Here is a 23,452-nt window from a genome sequence, read left to right as displayed (position 1 = left end):
CTTTACTCGCCGGCACTTGAAAGGTAGGACGTTCATGACGGCAGCCCTGGCTCCCCCGGTCCGCATCGGGAAGGCCGCTGTCGGGGCCCTCGGGCTCCTGGCACTGTCCACCGGTGCCCTGGAGTCGGTGGTGACACCCACGCTCCCGCTTCTGCAACGCGAACTGGACATGAGTCCGGCCGGAGGGGCGCTGCTGAGCATCGTGCTCCTGATCGCCGGGGCGCTGGTCACACCGCTGGCAGGCAAGTTCGGCGACCGCTACGGCGGGAAGCGGGTCCTCATCCGGCTGATGGCGGTGGTCTCGGTGGGCGGCCTGGTGTCCGCCCTGGCGCCGAACCTGCCCGTGCTGCTGCTCGGCCAGGTACTGCAAGGGGCGATGGTGGGCGCACTGCCCCTGTCGTTCATCGTGGTACGCAAACGCCTCACCGCGGGCGAGTCGAAAGTGGCCATCGGCGTGGTCAGCGGACTCTTCGTCGCAGGCGGGATGGCCGGCACGCTGTCGGCCGGGCCGGTGGCGGAAACACTCTCCCGGCACTGGATGTTCGCGCTGCCGACGATCGCGGTCATCGGTGCCACCCTGCTGGTGCACAGGGCGATGCCGTCCGATCCGCCCGGCCGGTCGGACGACGCCGGGATCGACTGGCGCGGCCTGCTGCTCCTGAGCGGGACGCTGATCACGCTCATGCTCGTCCTCGCGCTGGCGCCCGACCTCGGCTCGCAGCCACTCGTGCTCGGCGCCCTGGTCGTGGTTCTGGCCGCCTTCGTCACCGGATGGGTGGCCGCCGAACGGCGGGCAGCCGTGCCGATGATCGACCTGCGCATGCTGGCCCGGCCCGCGATATGGAAAGCGTGCGTGCTGACGTTCGTGGTCTCCCTCGGCACCTCCACGGCGGTCTTCCTCGTGCCACAGCTGTTCGACGAGCGCGGTGACGGGTACGGATTCGGGGCCGGCGCCACCGACATCGGCTTCTTCCTGCTGCCCGGAGCCATCGCCGCATCGCTGGCCGGGCCGCTCGGCGGGATCGCAGACCGGCGTTTCGGCTCGCGTGCCGTGGTCGATGCCGGCGTCGTCATGATGGCCGTCTCCCTGGTCGCCCTGGCGGCCGTGCACACCGAGGTCTGGCACCTCGTCGTCGCCAAGGCGCTGATCGCGCTGGCCAACGGCCTGTGCGTCACGGCGATGATGACCAGCACCGCCACCGCCGTCGACCCGGACGACACCGGCATCGCCACCAGCCTGATCCTGGTGAGCCGCGTACTCGGCTACGCCGTCGGCGGACAGTTCGGCGGTGCGCTGCTCAGCGCCGCAACCCCTCCTGGGTCGGAGACCGCGGCCGAATCGGCCTACGTCACCGGCTTCGTCATAGCCGGCGCCGTCACGGCGCTGGCCCTGCTGGTCACGCGCACCATGAACGAAGGAGTCAAGGAATGACCCGCACCGATCAACCGAGAGGCGTCCGTACCGACCCGAAGGGCAGGGTCCTGATCTCGGGGGCCGGCATTGCGGGTCCCGCCCTGGCGTTCTGGCTGAACCGCTACGGGTACGCGGTCACGGTGGTGGAGAAGGCGCCCGCGCCGCGTGGTGGCGGCTATCCCATCGACGTACGCGGCACCGCACTGGAGGTCGTGAGCAGGATGGGGATCCTGCCACGGCTGCGGGAGGCGCACGTCGACCTGCGCCGGCTGACCTTTCTGGACGCGGACGGCAGTGAGGTGACCTCCCTCCACCCGCACCATGTCACCGGCGGTGTCGCGGGACGGGACCTGGAGGTGCGGCGCGGGGATCTGTCCGACGCGCTGTACACCGCAGTCCGTGACGATGTGGAGTTCGTGTTCAACGATTCCGTCGACACCCTGGACCAGTTCGGCCCCGGGGTCGATGTCACCTTCCGCCGGGGCGGCAGCCGCACGTTCGACTTGGTGTTCGCCGCGGACGGTCTGCACTCGTCCACCCGGGAGATGCTGTTCGGTCCCGAGGAGCAGTTCCACCACTACCTCGGCTACTGCTTCGCGGTGTTCACCATGCGCAACACCTTCGGGCTCTCCCGCGAGACGGTGATGTGGAACAGTCCGGGCAGGGCCGCGGCACTCTACGCGGCGGGGGACAACGACGAGGTCCACGCGTTCTTGAACTTCGCCCAGCGGGAACCGCCGTTCGGCGCGTTCCTGGACCCGGAAACCCAACGGGACCTGGTCGCCGCGGCGTTCGCCGGCGCGGGATGGGAGGTCCCGGGCATGCTGGCCGCCCTGCGCGACGCGGAAGACCTGTTCTTCGACGCGGTGAGCCAGATCCGGGTTCCCCGCTGGTCCAGCGGCAGGGTCGCCCTGGTGGGCGATGCCGCGTGGGCGCCGTCGTTCCTCACCGGGCAGGGCACCAGCCTCGCGCTGGTCGGCGCCTACATGCTCGCCGCTTCCCTGGCCGACCGGGACCACACCGCGGGCTTCGCCGCTTACGAACAGGACACACGTGAGTTCGTGACCGTGAACCAGAACCTCGTCGCCAAGGGCGGTGCCACACTCTTCCCGACCACTCCACAGGCCCTGGAAGAACGCAACAACAGGCTGCGCAAGCTCTCCGCCGTTCCCTCCGGGAAGGGCCGGCCGGCCCACTCGGCCCTCACCCTGCCGCCCCGGAGGGTCTGATCAACGGCGGATCTGCCGGTCAAGGAGAGACGCCGCGTGAGTGAGAGGACGATCGAGCCCGAATCCGTGGAGGAGCCGACCGACGGGGGGTGCCGAGGGTTCCGGCGATGGTGGCGGACCGGGCGTCCTTCAACCTGATCGACAGCGAACGGCAGGTCTGGGCACGGGGCTTGGCCGCACTGCGCTCGGCGAGCGGGGACACGAAGTCGTGAGTGCCGCGGCCGGAGTCCGTGCGACCGCCTTGTGCAAGCGCGGGGCTGGTTGACCCGATCAGCCGTCAGTTCTTCTTCAGCTCCTCGGCGAGCATCACAAGGATGCCGCTGGGGCCGCGGAGGTACGTGAGCTTGTAGATGTCCTCATAGGTCGCCACACCCCGAAGCGGACGGCATCCGTGCTTTGCGGCTGTCTCAAGGGCTTTGTCGATGTCGTCGACTGAGAAGGCGACGCGATGCATGCCGATCTCGTTGGGCCGAGTCGGCTCCGACTCGATCGCCTCGGGGTGGATGTACTCGAACAGCTCAAGGCGACCGTGGCCGTCCGGCGTCTGAAGCATCGCGATGTGGGCGTGATTGCCGTCAAGGCCGACGGCGGTGTCGGTCCACTCACCACTGACCGTGTCACGACCGACGACCGTGAGGCCGAGGTCCGTGAAAAAGGAGATCGTTGCTTCGAGGTCGCGAACGGCGATGCCGACGTTCTCAAGTCTGATGGCCATGCGTCGCATGCTACCGAGCGGGCCGATCGGGTGTTTCCGGCAAGGACGCAACCGCGCACCGGAGCGACGTCCAGGAGGACCTCGCCGGGATCGTGGACGGCCCGGGGCTTCCGTCAGCCGTCGGAGATCCCGGCGAGGTTCGCCACACCGTAGATCCGGCCCTCACCAGCAGCTACCGCCGCGTCGATGACGGACCGGTCCTTGAGGCCACCGGGGACGGCGACGGCACTCCCGCCCCCTGCCCCTGTGGATCGAGCCGCAGATGGTCGGCCCGGATTCCGGTGTGGCCCGTGACCACGCAGGTACGCGGTATCAGCCCCGCGTCCGGGCGCCGTTGACAGAAGCCGGTGAGCATGCGGGATGGGCTGTGACCGTTCGTGGGCCGAGCGCCGGGAGAGGGGGCTCGGCCCACGGTGGCCGCGACCACGAGGGACCGGGGCCGGGGCCGGCGGTGGAGCGGGCTCAGGCCGCCTTGAGCAGCTCGGCGAGTTGTGTGGTGTCGATGAGGTGGGCTCGCGACGGGAACACCTTGTCGACCAGGACGCGGTGGACCTCGGGGTCGGTGTCGGCGATGCCGTCGGTCAGGACGAAGACGCGGTAGTCGCGGTCGGCGGCGTCGATGAGGGTGGACAGGACGACGCCGCTGGTGCTGATGCCGGAGAGGATCAGGGTGTCGATCCCCCGGTCGCGCAGCTGCTCGTGGAGGTCGGTGGTCGAGCCGGCACCGAAGCGGATCTTACGGACGACGATGTCGCCGTCGGCCGGGGCGATCCGGTCGTCGATCCGAGTCATGGCGTCCTCGTGGTGCAGCATCTTTGCCGCGGCGACACCGTTGAAGGTCTTGTTGGTGGCGGGCACGGACGCCCAATCGTCTTCGGTGAAGGCGACGCGGACGTAACCGATGGTGCCGCCCGCGGCACGGACGTCGGCGATCGCGCCGGCGACGCGCCCGATGAGCGCGTCGGCCTCCGGGATGCTCGCGGTGATCCCGTTCTGGAAGTCCATCGCCAGCAGCGCGGTACGCCGGGGGGCGAACTCGGGGAGGGCGGGGGTGGTCATGCGTGGTTCTCCTTGTGTGGCGTCATCGCCGGTCAGGCGATGTCGGTCGGGGTGTCGGTCGGGGTGTCGGGGTGGTCCGGAACGTCGTCCGTCGCACCGTGCTTCTGCCGGCCCATCAGCCGGCGGTCGAGGGCGGTCAGCAGGAGCACGGCCGTGCCTGCCAGGACCAGGACGAGGCCGAGGGAGTGCAGCCCCTGGTCGCTCGCGCCGTCGCGGAAGACGATGCCGCCGATGACGGACGAGGTGATGGTGCCGAGGTGGCCGAAGGTCCGGAACAGACCGGAGGCGGTGCCGATCTGGTCGGGCGGCGCCGCGAGATAGAGGGCGGTCTGGTTGCCGACCGTGGTCGCGGCTGAGGTGACGCCGAAGACCAGGGAGACCAGGACGATCATGATCGCCGGGCCGGTCGAGGTGAGCAGCATGATCCCTGCTGAGCCCACCAGCATGCTCAGGGCGGCGGCGAGCAGCGGCCCGCGCACCAGATTGCGGCGGGCCAGCGGGTGCGACAGGAGCGCGGAGACGGCGCCCATCGGCAGTAGCAGGAGGCCCGCCTGCACTTCGGAGAAGCCGTGCGCGGCCTCCGTCCACTGCGTCATGCCGTACATCACGGAGTAGACGCCGAGGAGGGTGAGGGCCTGCCGGAGGTAGGTGCGGGCGAGGGCGCCGTTGGCGGCAAGACCGCGGAAGTCGAAGAAGGGCGCACTCCTGCGCAGCTCCCACCGGACGGTCGGCGCGGCGGCCACGACGAAGACCGCGAACGCGATCCACGCGGGGTGGGGCAGGCCCATCAGGAAGACGACAAGCGCGGTCATGGAGATGGCGAAGCCGAGGATGCCGAGGAGGTCGATCCGGTCGGCGACGGTGCGCAAGCGGCGGTCGGCCCGGTCGAGCGGCGGATCCTTGGGGAGCCGGCGCAAGGCCATCACGAGGGCCACCGCGGTGACCGGGAGATTGACGAGGAAGGCCGAGCGCCATCCTGCGGCGCCCACGAGCAGCCCGCCGATCGGCGGGCCGACGGCGGCGGTGGCCATGCCCGCGATGGCGAGGCCGCCGAGAACCCCGCCCGGCGGGGCATCCATAGCGGCGTCCTCGGCGCGGCGCCGGATCATGACCATGGCGCACGGGAACGCCGCCGAGGTGCCGATGCCGATCAGTACGCGGGCGACAGTCAGCATCGCGAGGTTCTGGCCGAAGCCGCCGATGGCGCCGCCGAGCAGGACGAGGACGATGCCGGACAGGAAGATCCGTCGCGGACCGAGCGCCTCCGCCAGTTTGCCCGCGGTGGGTTGCGCGACCGCGCTGGCCAGGTACAGCGAGGAGACCAGTACGGCGGTGCTGCCGATCGGGACGTTCAGGTCGGCGGCGATGGGGACCATGGCGGTCGCGACGATGGAGCTGTTGATCGGGTTGAGGGCCGAGCCCACGTACAGCGGTGTGGTGAACGGCCAGGCGAACGGCTTGCGGCGCGGATCGCGGGTCGCGGGGTCGGCCCGTGCGGGGGCCGTACTCATCGGGCGCCGCCGCTCCCGCCGCCGTCCTCGGTGGGTTCCCGGTCCAGGTCGGCCGAGGCCAGGCGTTCCAGCAGTTCGATGGCCTTGTCCAGGTCCTCGCGTTCGTCGGGGGCGACGAGCCGGTCGACGGCCCGCGTCAGGAACTCGGCACGGCCCGCGAGCAGCTTGTCGACCAGATCGGTCGCGGACGGATTGGGGCTCATCAGTTTCTTACGGCCGTCCGCGGGGTCGGGCTCGCCGCTCACGAGCCCGGCGGCCTTGAGCACCGCGAGGCTCTGCGCGATGGACTGAGCGCTGACGTGCTCCAGTACGGCGAGCCGGGCTGCGGTGACGGGTCCTTCCCGTACCACGGTCGCCAGGACGGAGAGCTGCGTGGTCGTCATGCCTATCGCGTGTTGCCCCGATTCCGCGCGCAGGCGGGCGCGGAGGCGTTTGATCGCGTCATTGAGGCGCTGCGCCGCCGCAGCGGAGGACTGCGGAGTGCGGTCTGCGTTCATGATTCAACGATAAAACTCCACAAGTAACTTGTCAAAGTTGCTTGTGAAGTAACCGGAGGCCCGGCCCGGCGTGCGCCGCGACGACGGTCATCCACTGCCCGAAGCCGCCCCCGCCTGGGGATCGTCCTTGTCCGGTGTCCACAGCTGAACGGGCGTGAGGCCCTACCCAACCCGAACCTGGGATCGGCTCAGAGGCTGCCAGGGCGGACCAGGCCCGTCCTCTTCACCCCGGACAGGATGGGAGTGACCTCAAGCGTGGTGATGTGTTCGAGGCCGCCGATGGTGACGCTCAGGAAGTGGTAGAGCGCGTCGAGGTCGACAGCCGCGACGGCCACGAGGAGGTTGGCGGGGCCGGTGGTCGCCGTGGTGAAGCGGACCTGCGGGTGGCGGCTGAGCTGTCGTCCGGTCTCCTCCAGTCCACCGGGTGCGACGGTGAGCCACAGGAGTGCCTCGGCACGCACACCGAGCCGGGCGAGATCGACTTCGGTCGCGAGTCTGAGCACCTGCCCGCCGACGAGTGTCTCCAGACGTCGGCGGGCGGTGAGGGCGGTGGTGTCGGCGCGGCGCGCGAGGTCGGTGTAGGAGGCTCGCCCGTCCTCGATCAGCGCGGTGATCAGCCGGTGGTCGACGGGCTGGAGGGCAGGGCGGGTGAGTGGTTCGGGCATGTCCGGCCGCAGGCTGGTCAGTTCGGTCTCCGTCAGCAGGCCGCCGCTCCAGTCGAAGGCGGCCGGAAAGACCCGTAGCAGAACGTGCGAGGTCCAGGACTGGACCGCGGGGGTGGCGGGCAGGTCGCGCAGCAGCAGGTTGTTCCGGGCGTCCGGTCCGTCCAGGTGCAGGACGGTGCAGATCTCGTCGCCGCCGCCCAGGACGTCGACCCAGATGGTGTCGGGACGGCGGGCGAGGGTGGCGGCAATGGCGCTGATCCGGTTGGGCCGGCATCGGATGCGCAGGGCCAGCGGAATCGACTCGGGGAAGTGCACGGGGTTGCGTACGGCCGTGGCGCGCAGCGTGCCGTCGCCGAACAGGGGTGCCGCACGGCGTACGACGGTGCGCTCCGAGAGGCCCAGGGCACGGCCGACCGTGCGCCAGGAGGCGCGCGGAGCGGCCAGCATCGCGGCGGCGATCCGGCCGTCCGGTTCATTCAACTGGTGGCGTACTTTCTCCACAATTCAAGATCGTATGTCTTTGTTCCTCGATTCGGCTGGTCATATCTCGCTCAGATCTTCTCTCCGGCCTAGAAAAGTCTCATCGCGATCGAGACGAGAGAAAGCAGGTGAGCGCGATGGCCGGTATCGAGCACACGGTCGTGGACACCGACCGGGGCAAGGTCAGGGGAATCACGGAGGGTGGAGCGGTCTCCTTCCGGGGAATCCCTTACGCCGCGTCGCCGGTCGGTGAGCTGCGATTCGCGCCGCCACAGGCGCACCCGGGCTGGACGGAGGTGCGGGAAGCGGCGCAGGCCGGCCCGTCCGTCCCCCAGGCGGCATCCCGGCTGGAGCGGGTGCAGGGACGGCGCGTGCCGGACTGGAACGAGGACGGCTGCCTGACCGTCAACGTCTTCACCCCGCGCCGGGCGCGCGAGGACGGCGCGGCCCGCCCGGTCCTGGTCTGGTGGCACGGCGGCGGCTTCACCAGCGGCTCCGGGGGCTGGGACTGGTACGACGGCGGCCGCCCCGCCGCCCTCGGAGACATCGTCGTCGTCACCGCCAACTACCGTGTGGGACCCCTGGGTTACCTCTACCTGCCGGAGATCGGTGCGGCCAACCTCGGCCCGCAGGACCAGGCCGCCGTTCTGCGCTGGGTGCAGAACAACATCACCGCCTTCGGTGGCGACCCGCGGGCGGTCGCCGTCGGCGGGCAGTCCGCCGGAGCGTACTCGGCTCTGTCGCTCGCGCTCGACCCCGAGACGAACGGGTCCATCACGCGGGTGCTGCTGGAGAGCGGCCCCTTCGGCCTGAAACCGCAGGACCCGCACCGAGCCGCCGAGAACGCCGACGCCTACCTGCGCCTGCTGGGTGTCCCGGCCGGTGCCGATCCGGCGAGGGCCCTGCGCGCCCTGTCGGCCAAGCAGTTGCTGGACGCCTACGGCCGGCTCTCCGCGCAGCTCGCGGCTCCGGGCGACGTCGCCCCGCCGATGTATCCGGTCCTCGGCGCCCCCGGCATGCCACGTACCTGGCAACAGGGCCTCGCCGAGGGCGCCTTGGAGGGAAAGCCGCTGCTGATCGGCACCACCCGTGACGAGGCGACGGCGTTCTTTGCCTTCGACCCCCGCATCCAGACCCTCACCGATGCCGCCGCCCTGGATGTGCTCTCCGTCCAGGTCGGCCGGCAGGCCGCCCAGGACGTCTACCAGCAGCACTCCGCCCGGCTCCCGCAGGCGACACCGGCGCAGGTCTTCACCGCGGTGCAGACCGACGGCCTCTTCCGCGACGGCTCGCTGGAGATCGCCGACCATCACGCGGCCGGCGGCAACACCACCTACGTCTACCAGTTCGACCACGCCCCTGCCGAGGACCGCTACGCCTTGGGCGCCACCCACTGCGCCGAACTGCCCTTCCTCTTCGGCACCTTCGACGCCTACCCCGACAGCCCCGTCCTCGCCGGGGCCGACGACACCCGGCGTGCCCTTGGCCGCGAATTCGCCACGCGTCTCGCCGAGTTCGTCACCGCGGGGACGGCCGGTGACTGGCTGCCCTACGCCCCCGCAGCCGCCGCCCGCATCCGCCACTTCGGCTGAGGGACTCAGCCGTCATGAAGCACGCCGGCGTCCCGCGGACGCGGGGCGCCGGCCATCGCGTACGGCGGGAGTCGGTGGACAGCGGATGGGAACGCCCCGCGCGGTGTCGCGTGCGGCGCGCGAGCACGGGTGCCGGCAGGGCCCGCCGACGAAGGCGGCAAGTGTGTTGCGGGCGCTCGCTCCCGGCGGGTGGAGCGTGGCGCGGTGTTCAGTGCAGACCTGGCCGCATCGTGATCACGACCTTGCCGTGGACGTGACGTCCGGCTTGCAGTGTCACGGCATCACGGATCTCCTCGACCGGGAAGGTCGCGGCGATCGGTACGGTGATCGCGCCGGCGAGGATCGCGTCGCTGATCCGCTCCATGGCGTCCGGGCTCGCGTCGAAACCACCGGTCGTGCGGACGCCGCCGGGAGGACGGGGACCCGCGGCGATCGTGGAGATCCGCTCAGGCGGGACGCCGAGCGCGAGCGCGGCCTCGGCCGTCTCGGTGCCGAACAGGTCGGCCGCCGCGGTCACGCCCTCCGGAGCCAGCGCCCGCACCCGGTCTGCCAGTCCGGGGCCGTAGGCCACGGGCTCGGCACCGAACTGGCGCAGGAAATCGAACGTGCCCTGCCCGGCGGTCCCGATCACTCTGGCGCCGGCGAGCTGCGCGAGCTGTACGGCGAACACGCCCACACCGCCCGCGGCGCCGCCGACCAGGACGGTGTCGCCGGACCGCAGGCCGATCGCCGCCAACGCGGCGGCGGCGGTCATGCCGGCCACCGGAAGCGTGGCCGCCACCTCGTCGCTGATGCCCTCCGGCGTGCGCCAGAGCGGCTCGGTCGCCCCAGTGGGTGTCCTGACCACCACGAAATCGGCAGCAGCCCTCCCCTGCGCGCCACCGTAGACACGGTCGCCCACAGCGAAACCCGTGGCCGAGGCGCCGACCTCGTCGACGACCCCGGCGAAGTCGTACCCGAAGCCGGACGGCACGCTGATGCCGAACTGGGCCGCGACCTCGGGCTGCGAGGCAATGATCCAGTCCATGGGATTCAGGCCGGCGGCCGTGACACGGACGCGGACCTCGCCCGGCCCGGCATGGGGTTCCGGAACCTCCCGCAGCTCCAGTACTTCGGGACCACCGAACGTCTCGTGGACAACAGCCCGGCTCATGAGTACTCCCAACGGACAATGTGACGGGACTTGGTCCTATGACCATACATGGGCGACGGCACCAAGTCCCGTAGCATGTCCCCATGGCCCGCTGGCAACCCCACGCACCCGAGCGACTGTTCGTCGCTGCCCTTGAACTGTTCGAGGAACGGGGCTACGAGAACACGACAGTCATCGAGATCACAGAGCGCGCCGGACTGACGAAGAGCACCTTCTTCCGGCACTTCCCGGACAAGCGAGAGGTGCTCTTCGGCGGGGGCACGATGACCGGACTGCTCGTCGACGGGATCGACACGGCACCGGCCGGGGCCGGCCCCCTCGAAGCGGTGGCGCATGCCCTGGACGCGATCGGCAGGGAAGCCTTCACCTCCGATCGTCGCGAATTCAGCGCCCGGAGGTCGGCGGTGATCGCCGCCAACCCGGAACTGCGTGAACGCGAGGCACTGAAGGAACTCGGCCTCATCGCATCGATGATCGACGCACTCAAGCGCCGCGGGGTTCCCGACCTGACCGCACGCGTGGCCGCCGAGCTGGGCGCGCTCGCCTGGAACATCGCCTACGAGCGCTGGAAGGACACGGCCAACCGCGAGGACTTCGCTGAACTCGCGCGCCGGACACTCACCGAGGTGCAAGCGGCCAGCACCTTGTGCTGACGGCGGGCTCCCGGCACAGACACGTTCCCGCAGCCCGCATCCGCGCAGCCCGCCGCCCGTCAGGGCGAAGGGGCACTCCTCGCCGCACCGGCGGTGCGGCGAGCCTTTTCAGCGTGGTCGCCGATCGGGGTGGGGCGAAGGCGACGTGAGGGCCGGGGCCGCAACGGACAGGGCCCCGCGCCGTTGAAGGAAGATGCGACCTTCCGCAGATCCCGCACCAGCGCCAACCGCATGACCGTCACCACCAGGGCCGTCCGCACCCTGGAGTGGCGACGCTGAAAATGCTCACTGCTTGTATTTCTTTACTCACTTTTACCCCTTCGGTGAGCAGGAAATTTGTGTTACTCATGAGATGTGCGGTGCGGGATCTCGTGACCTGACCGCACGGACTCGGGAATAACTTCCGGCATGTGTCGGAGCCAGCGAGCTGGGTGAGCTGCATGGACCCCACACCCTCCTCTTCCTCTGCTTCACCGTTCGACATGGTCAGCGGCGCCCTGGCGGATTACATCCCGAGGGCGGCCGGAACGACGACAGCCCATGGTCCTGCCGCTGCGCCGGGCGGGCACCACGCCCGTCGGCCCTCGGGTACCGACCAGGAGACCGCAGGCCGGGAACAGATCCTCGGGGCGGTCATCCTCGACCGGGATCTGAGGATCGTCAGCTGCAATCTGGACGCCGCCCCTTTCACGGGGGTGGCTGTCGCGCCGGGGGACACATTCGCCGAGCTGCTACCACCCGAGGACGTACCGACGGTGATGAGGCGGTTGCAGAGGGTCATCGAAACGCGGGAGGCGCATGTCGCACGGGTCCAGCGCCTGCGGCGGGACGACGGGACCGAACTGGTGGTCTCGATGAGCATCCTCCCGGCCGCGCCACCGCAGGAAGGTCTCACGGTCTCGCTGATCGCCATGGCCAAGCGGCTGCACCTGTACGCTGCCGCGACCGCGATCGGGACGTCATTGGACATCGGGGAGACCGCGCAGTCCCTGGCCCAGTCCCTGCTGGCATGGGGTGACGTAGCCGCCGTCGACCTCGACTACGCCGTATGGACGGGCGAGGCGGTCACCGAGCAGGCGCAGGACCGCATCCGGCTGCGCCGGGCGGCTCTGGTGCCGGACCGGGCTTGGCCCGCGGGATACCTGACTCCCGGGGACAACCTTCCCCGCGAGGCGAGCCGCCTGCTGGCCGGTGCGGTCATGCGCGACGACGTGCCGCAGGCCATCGTCATTCCCGACCGTGCGGCGATCGAGCGGGCACTCGACGATCCGCAGTTGGTACGCGCCCTGGTACCCGGCGACCGGCCGGTGAGTGTTGCCTGCATACCGCTGGTCGTGGAAGGCCCGGAAGGCACGCCGGGGCCCATCGTGCTGGGCATGACGGAGGTCTGGCGACGGCCGGAGCGCCTCTTCCGCGATGGTGAACTGCTCGACCTGCAGGAACTTGTGGCCAAGACCGCCCGCCACGTGGACCTGGCCCGCCAGCATCAGCGTGAGCACGCCCAGGTCCTGGCACTGCAGCGCCGGCTGCTGCCACGGGCCGGCAGCGACACCATCGAGGTCGCCAGCGTCTACGAGCCCACCACTCCCGACAGTGCGGGCGTCGGCGGTGACTGGGTGAACAGTTTTCCGCTGCCGGGTGGCCGTACCGCGCTGGTGGTCGGTGATGTCGTGGGGCACGGCCTCGGTGCCGCGGCGGCCATGGGCCAGTTGAGCGTGGAAGCCCGCGCGCTGCTGTCGGCGGGGATGGACCCCGGGGAGGTGCTGGAGCGTCTGGACGAGACGGTCACGCTCCTGGACGACACGGACGCGGGGCTGGCGGCCGGATACAGCGCGCTGGGCTCGACTTGCTGCATCGCGGTCTACGATCCGGTCGACCACCGGGTGGTGATGTCCAATGCCGGCCACCTTCCCCCCATCCTCATCCGTCCCGACGGGTCGGCCGACACACTCTCGGCGCAACCGCATCCGGGCCTGGGGGCCGTGTTCGCTGTGCGGGAGCCGTTCGATGTGCACGAGTTCGCCGCGCCACCCGGCTCGCTGCTCGTCCTGTACACCGACGGCCTGGTGGAGGATCCGGCGGCCTCGATCGACGACGGCATCGGCCGACTGACGGACGCGGTGCGCGAGGTGCATCCCTGGGACGATCTGCAGCAGGCCGCGCGTCGTGTGGTCGCCGGTCTGGCCCCGCAGGGACGCCTGCGCGACGACGTGACCCTGCTGCTCGCCCGTATGGCCGGTCGTCGCAGCCGGGACACCGCCACCTGGCACCTGCCCGCCCGCGACGACACCGCTGCCCGCGCCCGCGTCCTGGCCTCCGCCCTCCTGCGGCGATGGCACACCAGCGACCAGGCCCGGGGCGCGGTGCTGCTGGTGATCAGCGAACTGGTCACCAACGCCGTCCGGTTCGGCACCGGGCCCGTCACGGTGCGGCTGGTGCGGTCCGGGAGCCGCCTGTCGTGCGAGGTCGGCGACACGGGCAATGGCCGACCGCGCCTGCGCCGCGGTGAGCTCCTCGACGACAGCGGGCGGGGTCTGCACGTCGTCCACAAGCTCACCACACGCTGGGGAGTTCGGTGGACCGACACCGGCAAAACCGTCTGGGCGGAACTGGAGGCATAGCCCCCGCACCGGAATGAGGGGGTGGGCTGCGGCTACAGCCACTCCCCCTCCACGGCCGTGGCCGTCAGCCCGGGAGCGGCCGCGTACAGCACCGTGCGACGGCCCGGCTTCTGGCCGGCGTCGTGTGCGCGTCGCAGGATGTCGAACACGGCGGCACCGCCGCGGTTGCCCGTGGTGTAGCTGTCCCGGCTGTAGGCCAGAAGGCCCGTCGGCCACCCTTCGGGCATCGTCTGTTCCATGTATTCCAGCACGCGCGTTCCACCGGGATGCGCGAGCAGCAGATCGGGATGCCACGCGTGCGGGTCGTCCTGGTGGCGTACGCGCAACCACTTCCACATCGCCGCGACCGTCTCCTGTACCGCACGCGGCCCCCGGCGGTCCATCACGAAATGTGTGCCGTCGTCCCGAGTGTCCAGCCGGTGCAGGTCCGTGGTGCCGGGCAGGGTGTGGTGCCAGACCGCATCCAGCCGCAGAATCGATTCTTCTCTGGGCCGGCCCGTCACCACCACGGCGACGGCGGTATCCGCGAACAGCAGCCGGACGATCAGTGATTCCAGTGTGTCGTCGGCGGGCTGGTAGGTGGTGCTCAGCGCCTCCGATATCACGACCAGCACCACCCGGTCGGGGTCCGCGGAGACCAGATCGGCTGCCAGCGCCAGCGATCGGGTGCCGGCGATGCAGGCCCACTGGGTGGCCGGGAGCAGCAGTACGTCGCTCCGCAGCGGAAGCCGGTTGAGCAGGGACAGGTCGAGGCCCGGCAGGGCCGGGGTGGTGGAGTGACTGGTAATCAGACAGTCGATGTCGGCGGCATCGAGTCCGGCGGTCCGCAGGGCCCGGCGGGCTGCGCTCTCCCCGTACGTCTGCACGGCCGCCCAGGCGGACGCGGTGCGCTCCTGGACGGTCTGCGGCGCCGGTATCGCCTCCAGTGCCGCGATCGCGCGGTTGACCTCCTGGTCGGTGAACCCGCCGCGGGCCAGCGCCTCACGGGCCTGACCTGCGCCCGGAGTTCGTAGGCCGTTCTCGCCGCTGGGCGCTGTGGCTGTCTCCAGCGGCAGCATCCACCCGCGGGAGGCGATCCCCGTACTCGCGGCGATGCCGTCGATCCGCGGCAGCCACGGCGCCTGCGGATGCCGGCTTCGCACCTCCGCCAGGATCTGGCCCGTCTCCACGGCGTGTTCGCCGTGCACCACAACCGGAGGACACAAGTAGGCGCCCACAGTTCGCACCTCTCTCCGGAAGCCCAAGCGTGACGCGAAGTGTCTGAAACCTGCCTGATACAGCGGGCCGAAGTCAAGATGCCGTCATCGCACTTTACTTCGCACTCGGCCGCCCTTGGGCTGTATCACGAACGAACGACGTCATGCGGATTGCGTCCGACAGCAACGCGGTCGGCATGCTTGCCGATCAGTCCCGGGTCGTGCGACCGCCCAGCCCGGACCGTTGTCGCACGCGCGCCGGGGCGCCGCGGAGCGCCTTGGGACCCACGGTGGGTGTGCCGGTGCCGACGGGGCCTCACCTTCAGTGCAATTCATACGATTACGGGCGAAGAGTCGATTGAAGGGCCCAGCGGTACCAGTGCAACCAGCCCGCCGCTGCCCGGGCGGGGATGAAGACATCCGGATCGGCACCGTTTCCGTCAGCCGGTCGCCGGTGGTGTGGGCGATGCGGGGCCGTCCGGCCAGTGCGGGCCAGACGCCGGGCGAGGGTTCGGATCTCGTTGACGGGGTGTCGATCCAGGGGACGTCGACGAGTTCGTCGATGTGCACGCGGTGGCGGCCGGCGAACATCCGCGAGTACGGCCGCGTCGTGCTCATGGGCGGCGTCGGCATGCGCGGCGGCGACGACCTCGCCCTCCCCTACCCCTGGATCGTGCGCAACTCGCTCAGCGTGCGCGGACAGTGGCTGTACCCACGCACGGCGAAGGTCGGCATGATCCGCATCATCGCGTCGGGCGCACTCGACCTCGGCCCCGAACAGGCGCGGACCTTCCCCCTCGACGCGATCAACACCGCCGCCGAGCACACCGCCGCGCATCCCGGACCGTTCGACCGCACCGTCCTCACCCCGTCCGCCGGCTGACACCCCCGTCCGGGTCCCCGCTGCCCTGCCCCGGATCGCTCCTTGCCGGAATCAGCGCGTCCGGGGTATAGGTCTGTGGTCCAGGCGGTGCGAGATGAGTGGGGGGCTCATTGGGGCGGGGGCTGCGGCGCGTTCTCTTGCTGTTGTTCACTACTGCGCTGCTGTGCATGGTGCCCGGCACGTCCGCTCAAGCAGCGGACGACGAATGCCGCACCGGACAGTTGAAGTCGGCGCGCATCACCGCGTCGGTGCGCTTCAAGCACGAGGACGAGGACTACACCAGGGCCGAGGGGCGCCTCACGGTGAAGGCACCCAAGTCCTGGAGCCGGGCGGCAGATCTGCTGCTGAACGGGGACACGGAACGGTACCGGACGGCCATGCGGTGTCTGCTGCGTTATCCCGACGACCCCTTTCCGTACCGGGACACGGAGGGACGTACCGAACCGCCGGAGGTGGCCGTCGAGAAGAAGTGGGTGACGGTCGACCAGCGAGTCACGACGTGGGTCGTCAGTCTGCAGACCCGTGACTTCGGTCCCTGGCGCCTCACCCCGGGCAACCGGTTGTGGCACCTGGAGCTGATACGTGTGCCCGCCCTGGACGGGGCCTGGTGGCAGGAGGTCACCGTCGAGCTGGGCGGGCGGGCTGCCCGGAGCGTCTCCCCGGCGCCGGACACGGGTGCCACCACCAGGCTGACCTGGACCAGGGAGAAGGCGGGCAAGCCTCCCGCGGTATCGGTCACCCTGCAACCGCCGGCGGCCAAGGCATCGGCGGCACGCTGGAGCGAGGACCCCTGGTATCTCCTCGATTCGCTGGCCTGGCTTCCGCTGGACGGAGTGTTCCTCGCGCTGCTCCTGGTCACGGTGCGCGCGGTGCGGCGCGCGCCCGCCTCCACGCCACGCACCGACGCCGAAACACACACGGCCCGCAATCTGCTGGTCATCAGCTGGTTGGTGTTCGCAGTCACCGTCGTCCGGTCCTTCGACGACGGGCTGCTGAGCCACTTCGCCGGCCAGGGCACAGCCTTGTTCTGGACGGACCGGCACCGCACAGCCGTCCACTTGGGACTGACCCTCCTCACCGGGCTGGCACTGTGCGCCTTCGGCAGACCGGGACGGACCGCCGTCGTCCTCGTCATCGCCGCCACCGGATACGTGACCGCTGTGGCGTGCCGCCCCGAGTGGTTCGCGCTGCCCGCCCAGCTGTGGCTCGACTGGGAGAATTCCCCGGAGGAGGTGCGGTGGTTCCGGGAGAACTGGGCCATGGTCCCGTTCGCCGCGGCCTGCGCGTGCCTGGTCTTCGTCTGGCTGGTGGGTGCCACGGCCTCCCTGCTGCGGCTGTGGCGCTCCGCCGGTGCCCCGGCGCCCGGATGGCTGCGGGGCCGTTTCCCGCACGGTCTGCTGGCCGGGCTGGTCCTCGTATCGGTGGCGGTGTCCGCGGTGAGCGTGTGGACCGCGCAGAACCTGTGGGAGCACCAGAGCTGGCTCAGCAGGCGCGACGTGCACGAGGTCTACGGCCTGTGGCACGTGGCGACCCTGTTCAACGAGATACGGTGGTTCCCCTCCGACTGGCTGGACTGGTTCCACGGAACCTACTTCTGGTGGTGGGGCCCGTCCCTGGCGATCCTGGCCGTCCTGCGCGCCCGCGACAAGGCGGCCGTCCCGGCGGCCACTCTCCCCTCGCCGGCGGAACTGTGGACCCTGAAGGTGTTCTTCGTCATCGGCGTGGCGCCTTTCGCCGGCTGGTACGCCGGTGTTCCCCTGCCCCTGCTGCCCCTGCTGGCGCTCTGGCTCACCCTGACCGGCCTGCTCACCCTCGGCACGCGGCGCGCGGTCCTGTACCGGAAGCTGCTCCCGGGCCACCGGCTGCACGAGGTGGCCAAGGAGTCCGGCCGACGGCGACTGCTCAAGGCGGCACGGCGCCACCGTGAGCTGCACGCCCAGCTGCGCCGCCTGGAGCAGGGCCAACAGGACGCGGACCGCACCCAGTTGGAGCGCGAACTGGACCGGCTGCACCGGCTGCCGCACCCCTCCCCGCCGCCCGGCCTGCCGCACACCTGGATACGCCTGCCGCCCTCCATCGGCCCGGTGGAGCTCGCCCTGGCCTGGGGGCCGCGGACCACCTGGTGGGGCAATGCCTGCCGGGCGGCGTACTTCGCCGCGCTGATCTCGGCGCCCGCGGTCGCCATACTGACCTGGGCCGAACAAGTCCGCGGCGTTCGGTGGACCGACAAGTTCGTGCAGCGCTTCGGATTCGTCGAAACGGTGACGGCTGCGGTCTCCAATGAACTCCTCTGGGTGGGCGCCGGTTTCACGCTGGGCGCACTGTGGCGTGTGCTGCCCGGCCGACGCGGCCCCGCGCGCGCGTCCGGGCTGGCCCTCGCCTACGCGGCTCCGGTGCTCGTGCAGTGGACCGGCGGCTGGATCGTCGGCCAGCCCATCGGCACCTGGCCGCTCGACCTCAGCCTCACGCTGCTCGTCCTCACCCTGACCGGAGTCGCGATGGACATCGACACCTTCCGTGGGGAGAAGCACTACTGGCCCACCAGGGCGAGCATGCTGCTGTCCGTGTACCAGTGGCGGACTGCCTCGGTCCAGGTGGCGTTCCTCATCGGCCAGATCGTGGCACTGGTGACCATCTGGCAGCAGCTGAAGGGGAACGACCCGATGATCCTGATCGAGCGGAGTCCCAGTGAAAGCACGGGAGGCGACGGCTCCGGAAACTAGCGCGCCAACGCGACGATCGACGCCGACGTCAGGCTCGTCCACTCGGGCCTGTCGCGGAACCTGCTCCCGCGGACCGGGTGCACACCGGTCGGCCGGCCGCCGTGGGCAGCCGTTACGAACTGGCGGCCCAGACCGTGTCGCCATGCCGTGGGGGCGCAGGCGCGGATCGTACGGGTCCTCCTCACCGCCTCGGACACCACCGCCCGTGAGCGGCTGGCGCGCCGGGAGCTCGGCTCGGAGCTGGAACAGGAACTGACAGGCAGTGCCCGCAAGGCGCGGTTGCTGGACCAGGGCGTCCCCGCGGAGACGGTGCGGGTGGTGACGGACGGGAGGGCTGTCGTGGACATCGCGCGCGAAGTCGTCGTCGCCACCGGCTGGTCGGGGCCGTGTTCCCCGCTCAGGCCGTGACGGCACCGGCACGCCGGTCCGGAGGGGATCACGGCCACCGTTGGTCATCGGTGTGTGCAGGCTGAAGACCGGGCGGTGGCCGCAGGCCGCAGATCGGCTCCTGCCCGCCGGCAGCAGACGTATCGAGGCCCGGATGCGCTGCGCCGCGGGGGTCGCTCCTCCCGGGTGGAACCGCGCCGCCGCGCACACGAGTTCGTGGTCGGGCTGCCGTCCGACGTGTCTGACGGAGTCCTGGGCGGTCAGCTCCGGGCGGCGCGCGCGTTGCGTATGGCCCGGGTGACGACCGGTGGCAACACGTCGATGGCGACCCGGCGGACCCTGCTTCCGCGGCGGGACGCGGCTCGGGCGGGCGGGGCCGCGGGAGCAGGCGTCGGCGCGGGTGCCGGTTCCGGGGTCCGGGACGCCGACTCGGCGGCCCGCTCCGCATGCCGGGAGAGCGGGAAGGCGGGCGCCGGCATCTTCTTGGACTTCAGGCGGATGATCCGGTGCCCGGCGGCCTCCTGGACACTCAGGTGGCAGTCGGTCCGCTCCTGCGCCATGGCCAGCAGTTCCTCCTGGACCTGCTCCGGATCGTCCCAGGTGCCGTAGAGCTTCTGCGTGCTCAGGCAGACGGGCCGCAGGCCCCGGTTGAGCACGGCCTCCCAGGTGGCTATGGAAACGCCCGGTGTGTGCTCGGAGCGGAAGTCGTCGAGGACCACGATGCCGCCGGGCAGCAGCAGGTCCCGGGCCGCGCCTATGTCGGCACGCACGTGCTCGTACAAGTGGGAGGCATCGATGTGCACGAACCGGCAGGAACCGCTGTCCACCTCGCCGGGCACCAGGGAGCTGGGTCCTTGCAGTACGCGGGGGAGTTCGTCGTGGAAGGAGCGGTAGTTCTCCTCGAAGACGCGCCGGGTCAGGGCGCTGTACGACTTGACCGACTCGGCCCGGTTGGCGTCGTCCGGGGCATCGCCCTCGAAGAGGTCGCACACCGTGTACTTCTCCCCCGGCTGCCGGTGCCGGCCGGTGAAGATCGCGCTCTTGCCCATGTAGACACCGACCTCCAGGAGGTCGCCGTGCATTCCGGCGGCCTCCTGCCTGTTCAGGAACCAGTCGAAGAGAGTCTGGTCGAGCACAGGGAACCAGCCGGGCACGTCGTCGAGACGATGCGGCAGCCGTGTTTCTTCCTGGATGGTGGCCATACGGGAAGCACTTCCTCACTACGGAGCCTGTGTCTTGTCTGCAGAAAGCCTGTGGAGCAAGGCACTACAGTGCTCACCCCGAGAGGCAGTGCGAAACCCACGAAAAGACCAACGGTCGTTGAACTTTCGGCCACCCCACCCGCCTCGCAGCCGGGTACCCGGTCACGGATCCCACCGTCCACCCGCCGGCCTGCCGACGCCGGTCCAGCGCCGACCAGGACGGATACGAACCGGAGAGCGGGAACCACAGGAGTCCTCACACTCCCGACCGGGTGTTTCACACCTTCCGTACCGGTATGTCGCGCACGGCGCTCCAGGACGAGGCGAACCTGCGCCTTAAAGGCTGTGCAAACAATATGCTCGGGTGCAGGCGTGCGTCCCAAAACGGCGGGCGCCGGGTACACATGTCGTCACAGTTGGTACGGGAGAGTCTGTGCGTACGCGTTTCGCCGTGCTCGGGCCGGTCAGGGCCTGGCGCGGCGGCACGGAACTGGTCCTCGGGCCGCCGAAGCAGCGCGCCCTGCTCGCACTGCTGCTGACCGAGGCGGGTCATCCGGTCACCGTCCACGAGATCGTCGACGCCCTGTGGGGACAGGACCCGCCGGACACGGCCGTCAACATCGTCCAGCGGCACATCGGAGCACTGCGCCGACTGCTGGAGCCCGATCTCCCGGCCGGCAGCGAGTCACGCCGACTGCTGCGCGGCTCGGGCGGCTACCGACTTGAGGTGGCGGCGGACGATCTCGACCTGCTGCACTTCCGGGCCCTGCGGCAGCGGGCCGCTCAGGCCGGGGAACCGGTCGCCGCCACCGAACTGCTGATCGAGGCGCTGGCGTTGTGGCGCGGGCCCGCGGCCTCCGGCATCGCCGCCGCAGTGCGGTCCCACCCGGCGTTCACCGCCCTCGACGATGAACACCTGGCGACCGTCAAGGAAGCCGCCGAACTCGCCCTGGAGGCGGGGCCCGGCCTCGGCGCGCGGGTGCTGGTGACCCTGCGGCAGGCCGCGGCGCAGCACGCACTGGACGAAGGGCTCCAGGCCAGGCTGATCCTGATGCTCGCGGCCACCGGACACCAGGCCGAGGCCCTGGACGTCCACCGGACCGTACGCACTCGGCTCGCCGACGAACTCGGCGTACAGCCAGGCCCCGAACTGCAGACCGCCATCCAACGCATCCTCGGCGGCACCCTCGCCCTGCGTGCCCCGGCAGCGGCCCGGACCCCGGAATCCACCCGGACCACCGGGTCCGACGGGTCCGACGGGTCCGACGGGTCCGACGGGTCCGACGGGTCCGACGGGTCCGACGGGTCCGACGGGTCCGACGGGTCCGACGGGTCCGACGGTACGGCACGGACGCGGGCAGAGGCACGAACCGGCGCCCGCACCACGGTGCGTCCCGCCCAGCTACCCGCCGACCTGCCCGCCTTCACCGGCCGCCACACCGATCTCGCCCGTATCCAGCGCCTGCTGCCCGCCCCCGGGGAACCGGTACCGGCGGTGGTGATCAGCGCCATCGGCGGCATGGCCGGTGTCGGCAAGACGACGCTGGCGGTGCACTGGGCGCACAGCGTCGCCGACCGCTTCCCCGACGGGCAGCTCTACGTCAACCTGCGCGGCTTCCATCCCACCGGTTCGGTCATGAGCGCGGCCGAGGCGATACGGTCGTTCCTTGACGCGTTCGAGGTACCCGCGCAGCGTGTACCCGCGGGCCTGGACGCCCAGGCGGCGCTCTACCGCAGCCTCCTCGCCGGCCGGCGTGTCCTCATCGTCCTGGACAACGCCCGGGACACCGAGCACGTCCGTCCACTGCTGCCCGGAGGGCCCGGCTGCCTGGTCGTCGTCACCAGCCGCAACCAGCTCTACGGCCTGGTGGCCGGCGAGGGCGCGCACAGCCTGACGCTGGACGTGCTCAGCCATGAGGACTCCCGTGAGTTCCTGTGCCGCCGGCTCGGCGCCGAACGCGTCGCACGCGAACCCGACGCCGTCGCGCAGATCATCGCGCTGTGCGGGCGTCTGCCTCTGGCGCTGGCCGTCGTCAGCGCCCGTACCGCGGTCCATCCGGGCTTCTCGCTCGCCGCAATCGCCGCCGAACTGCGCGACAGCCAGGACAGCCTGGACGCGTTCGCCGGGGAGGCCCCTGCCGCCGACGCACGCAGCGCGTTCTCCTGGTCGTACCAGCTCCTCACCGACGAGGCCGCCCGACTCTTCCGGCTGCTCAGCCTGCATCCGGGCCCCGACTGCTCCGCGGCCGCCGCCGCCAGTCTGGCCGGACAGCACACCGGCCACGTCCGGCCGCTGCTTGCGGAGCTGGTCCGCGCCCACCTGCTCTTCGAGCCCGTACCCGGCCGCTACGGCAGTCACGAACTGCTGCGCGCCTACGCCGGCGAGCTGAGCCGGGCAACGGACAACGCCGAGGAGTTGGAGGCGGCCCGCTGCCGCATGCTCGACCACTACCTGCACACCACGCACATGGCCGACCGCGCGCTCGCGCCGAGCCGGGACCGTATCGGGCTGCGCCCCCACCTGCCCGGAGTGACCCTCCCGCGCCTGCCCGACCAGGCTGCCGCGGCCGACTGGCTGGAGAGCAACCGCTCCGTCCTGCTCGCGGTGATCGAGCAGGACGCCCGGCACGGCAGCGGCGAGTACAGCTGGCAGTCGGCCGCGACCCTGGAGCTCTACCTGGACCGCAACGGGCGTTGGCAGGAGCAACTCGTCGCCCAGACAGCGGCGTTGGGTGCGGCCCAGCGTCTGGGTCACATCCGTGGTCAGGCGCACGGGCACCGGGCGCTCGGCTTCGTGAGCGGCCGACTCGAACGATGGGACGAGGCCGACGCACACCTCGCGCGTGCCATGGAGCTGTTCGGCGAGACCGGCGACCGGGCCGGCCACGGCGGGGCCCACCGCTACGCCGCCTTCCTCGCCAACCGGCGGGGACGGCACGAGGAGGCCCTCGGTCACTACGCGCAGGCAAGCACTCTCTACCACGCGGCCGGACAGCACCACATCGCGGAGGGAAACATCGCCAACGAGGTGGGCTGGACACACATCCTGACGGGCAAGTACCAAGACGCCCTGGACCAGTGCGGCCGGGCACTCTCGGCCCACCAGCGGGCCGGCGACCGCAACGGCGAGGCCGCCGCCTGGGACAGCCTCGGCTACGCCCACCACCACCTGCACGAACACGACCGGGCGCTCACGTGCTACGGGCATGCGCTGCGGCTGTACCGGGAGATCCGCGACCACTATCTGGAAGCCGACACCCTGGTCCACATGGGCGACACCCACCATGCGGCCCGCGACGGCGCACGGGCCGCACTCGCCTGGCGCGAAGCGCTCGACATCCTCACCCGGATCGACCACCCGGACGCCGCGCACGTCCGCGGCCGGCTGAAGGATGTCGCGGTGCCCGGTCCGTCCCCGCACGGCTGACCATCGGCGTTACGGAGGCGGCTCCCGGCTGCGCGCTCCGCCCTG

The 23,452-nt window shown here is 70.8% G+C and carries 17 protein-coding genes and 1 pseudogene; 10 read left to right on the top strand and 8 right to left on the bottom strand.

Annotated features, from left to right (window positions below):
* The first annotated feature begins 34 nt into the window (after nt 1-34).
* The 3 genes from ACFC09_RS18755 to ACFC09_RS18745 all read left to right on the top strand — a co-directional run bounded on the left by ACFC09_RS18755 (nt 35) and on the right by ACFC09_RS18745 (nt 2,855).
* Nucleotides 35-1,432, top strand: a complete 1,398-nt coding sequence (locus ACFC09_RS18755) for an MFS transporter (RefSeq protein WP_376529379.1) — start codon at nt 35-37, stop codon at nt 1,430-1,432.
* Nucleotides 1,429-2,643: an FAD-dependent monooxygenase gene (locus tag ACFC09_RS18750; protein WP_376529377.1), complete on the top strand. Its 1,215-nt coding sequence runs from the start codon at nt 1,429-1,431 to the stop codon at nt 2,641-2,643. Before ACFC09_RS18755 ends, ACFC09_RS18750 begins: the two co-directional genes overlap by 4 nt.
* Before the next feature lie 89 nt (nt 2,644-2,732).
* Nucleotides 2,733-2,855, top strand: a complete 123-nt coding sequence (locus ACFC09_RS18745; protein WP_376529374.1) for a hypothetical protein — start codon at nt 2,733-2,735, stop codon at nt 2,853-2,855.
* A gap of 65 nt (nt 2,856-2,920) precedes the next feature.
* Here ACFC09_RS18745 and ACFC09_RS18740 read toward each other — a convergent pair whose 3' ends face one another.
* From ACFC09_RS18740 to ACFC09_RS18720, 5 genes are all read right to left on the bottom strand, one after another.
* Nucleotides 2,921-3,358, bottom strand: coding sequence for a VOC family protein (locus ACFC09_RS18740; RefSeq protein WP_376529371.1), 438 nt, complete (start codon nt 3,356-3,358; stop codon nt 2,921-2,923).
* Nucleotides 3,359-3,820: 462 nt separating this feature from the next.
* On the bottom strand, nt 3,821-4,417 hold the full coding sequence (locus tag ACFC09_RS18735; RefSeq protein WP_376529369.1) for a cysteine hydrolase family protein: 597 nt from the start codon (nt 4,415-4,417) through the stop codon (nt 3,821-3,823).
* 32 nt (nt 4,418-4,449) lie between these two features.
* Nucleotides 4,450-5,928 carry an MFS transporter gene (locus ACFC09_RS18730; RefSeq protein ID WP_376529367.1) on the bottom strand — a complete coding sequence of 493 codons (1,479 nt, stop codon included), beginning with the start codon at nt 5,926-5,928 and terminating at the stop codon, nt 4,450-4,452.
* Nucleotides 5,925-6,425, bottom strand: coding sequence for a MarR family winged helix-turn-helix transcriptional regulator (locus tag ACFC09_RS18725; protein ID WP_376529364.1), 501 nt, complete (start codon nt 6,423-6,425; stop codon nt 5,925-5,927). The genes ACFC09_RS18730 and ACFC09_RS18725 overlap by 4 nt, the downstream gene beginning before the upstream one ends.
* 188 nt (nt 6,426-6,613) lie before the next feature.
* The gene (locus tag ACFC09_RS18720) at nt 6,614-7,591 is read right to left on the bottom strand and encodes an AsnC family transcriptional regulator (RefSeq protein WP_376529362.1); all 978 of its coding nucleotides are present in this window, start codon (nt 7,589-7,591) and stop codon (nt 6,614-6,616) included.
* Nucleotides 7,592-7,707: 116 nt separating this feature from the next.
* Between ACFC09_RS18720 and ACFC09_RS18715 the strand changes: the two genes are divergently transcribed.
* Nucleotides 7,708-9,162, top strand: a complete 1,455-nt coding sequence (locus tag ACFC09_RS18715; RefSeq protein ID WP_376529359.1) for a carboxylesterase/lipase family protein — start codon at nt 7,708-7,710, stop codon at nt 9,160-9,162.
* A 208-nt stretch (nt 9,163-9,370) separates the two neighbouring features.
* On the opposite strand, the gene ACFC09_RS18710 is transcribed toward ACFC09_RS18715, so the two are convergent.
* Nucleotides 9,371-10,315, bottom strand: coding sequence for an NADP-dependent oxidoreductase (locus tag ACFC09_RS18710; protein WP_376529357.1), 945 nt, complete (start codon nt 10,313-10,315; stop codon nt 9,371-9,373).
* An 83-nt stretch (nt 10,316-10,398) separates the two neighbouring features.
* Between ACFC09_RS18710 and ACFC09_RS18705 the strand changes: the two genes are divergently transcribed.
* Both ACFC09_RS18705 and ACFC09_RS18700 read left to right on the top strand, forming a co-directional pair.
* Nucleotides 10,399-10,968 carry a TetR/AcrR family transcriptional regulator gene (locus ACFC09_RS18705; RefSeq protein ID WP_376529355.1) on the top strand — a complete coding sequence of 190 codons (570 nt, stop codon included), beginning with the start codon at nt 10,399-10,401 and terminating at the stop codon, nt 10,966-10,968.
* A 440-nt stretch (nt 10,969-11,408) separates the two neighbouring features.
* Complete coding sequence (locus tag ACFC09_RS18700) at nt 11,409-13,589, top strand: SpoIIE family protein phosphatase (protein WP_376529353.1); 2,181 nt, start codon at nt 11,409-11,411, stop codon at nt 13,587-13,589.
* A gap of 32 nt (nt 13,590-13,621) precedes the next feature.
* On the opposite strand, the gene ACFC09_RS18695 is transcribed toward ACFC09_RS18700, so the two are convergent.
* On the bottom strand, nt 13,622-14,806 hold the full coding sequence (locus tag ACFC09_RS18695) for a type III polyketide synthase (RefSeq protein WP_376529350.1): 1,185 nt from the start codon (nt 14,804-14,806) through the stop codon (nt 13,622-13,624).
* A gap of 508 nt (nt 14,807-15,314) precedes the next feature.
* On the opposite strand from ACFC09_RS18695, the gene ACFC09_RS18690 reads away from it, so the two are divergent.
* The 3 genes and pseudogenes from ACFC09_RS18690 to ACFC09_RS18680 all read left to right on the top strand — a co-directional run.
* Nucleotides 15,315-15,668, top strand: coding sequence for a hypothetical protein (locus ACFC09_RS18690; RefSeq protein ID WP_376529347.1), 354 nt, complete (start codon nt 15,315-15,317; stop codon nt 15,666-15,668).
* 143 nt (nt 15,669-15,811) lie between these two features.
* Complete coding sequence (locus ACFC09_RS18685; protein ID WP_376529344.1) at nt 15,812-18,391, top strand: DUF6185 family protein; 2,580 nt, start codon at nt 15,812-15,814, stop codon at nt 18,389-18,391.
* A gap of 144 nt (nt 18,392-18,535) precedes the next feature.
* Nucleotides 18,536-18,799: pseudogene (locus ACFC09_RS18680) on the top strand (hypothetical protein); the annotation flags it as partial.
* 239 nt (nt 18,800-19,038) lie between these two features.
* On the opposite strand, the gene ACFC09_RS18675 reads toward ACFC09_RS18680, so the two are convergent.
* Nucleotides 19,039-19,980: a class I SAM-dependent methyltransferase gene (locus tag ACFC09_RS18675; RefSeq protein WP_376529342.1), complete on the bottom strand. Its 942-nt coding sequence runs from the start codon at nt 19,978-19,980 to the stop codon at nt 19,039-19,041.
* Between the two features lie 433 nt (nt 19,981-20,413).
* Between ACFC09_RS18675 and ACFC09_RS18670 the strand changes: the two genes are divergently transcribed.
* Nucleotides 20,414-23,407, top strand: coding sequence for a BTAD domain-containing putative transcriptional regulator (locus ACFC09_RS18670; RefSeq protein WP_376529340.1), 2,994 nt, complete (start codon nt 20,414-20,416; stop codon nt 23,405-23,407).
* The last annotated feature ends 45 nt before the right edge of the window (nt 23,408-23,452 follow it).

This window comes from Streptomyces sp. NPDC056161, assembly GCF_042268025.1.
In the GTDB taxonomy this organism is placed as follows: Bacteria; Actinomycetota; Actinomycetes; order Streptomycetales; family Streptomycetaceae; genus Streptomyces.
The sequence above is the reverse complement of the archived record's forward strand: the minus strand, read 5'-3'. Positions and strand labels throughout refer to the sequence as shown.

What these genes read in the sequence shown, in the direction of transcription:
- ACFC09_RS18755 (WP_376529379.1), top strand. Translation starts at nt 35, where the DNA reads ATGACGGCAGCCCTGGCTCCCCCGGTCCGCATCGGGAAGGCCGCTGTC.
- ACFC09_RS18750 (WP_376529377.1), top strand. Translation starts at nt 1,429, where the DNA reads ATGACCCGCACCGATCAACCGAGAGGCGTCCGTACCGACCCGAAGGGC.
- ACFC09_RS18740 (WP_376529371.1), bottom strand. Translation starts at nt 3,358, where the DNA reads ATGGCCATCAGACTTGAGAACGTCGGCATCGCCGTTCGCGACCTCGAA.
- ACFC09_RS18735 (WP_376529369.1), bottom strand. Translation starts at nt 4,417, where the DNA reads ATGACCACCCCCGCCCTCCCCGAGTTCGCCCCCCGGCGTACCGCGCTG.
- ACFC09_RS18730 (WP_376529367.1), bottom strand. Translation starts at nt 5,928, where the DNA reads ATGAGTACGGCCCCCGCACGGGCCGACCCCGCGACCCGCGATCCGCGC.
- ACFC09_RS18725 (WP_376529364.1), bottom strand. Translation starts at nt 6,425, where the DNA reads ATGAACGCAGACCGCACTCCGCAGTCCTCCGCTGCGGCGGCGCAGCGC.
- ACFC09_RS18715 (WP_376529359.1), top strand. Translation starts at nt 7,708, where the DNA reads ATGGCCGGTATCGAGCACACGGTCGTGGACACCGACCGGGGCAAGGTC.
- ACFC09_RS18710 (WP_376529357.1), bottom strand. Translation starts at nt 10,315, where the DNA reads ATGAGCCGGGCTGTTGTCCACGAGACGTTCGGTGGTCCCGAAGTACTG.
- ACFC09_RS18705 (WP_376529355.1), top strand. Translation starts at nt 10,399, where the DNA reads ATGGCCCGCTGGCAACCCCACGCACCCGAGCGACTGTTCGTCGCTGCC.
- ACFC09_RS18700 (WP_376529353.1), top strand. Translation starts at nt 11,409, where the DNA reads ATGGACCCCACACCCTCCTCTTCCTCTGCTTCACCGTTCGACATGGTC.
- ACFC09_RS18675 (WP_376529342.1), bottom strand. Translation starts at nt 19,980, where the DNA reads ATGGCCACCATCCAGGAAGAAACACGGCTGCCGCATCGTCTCGACGAC.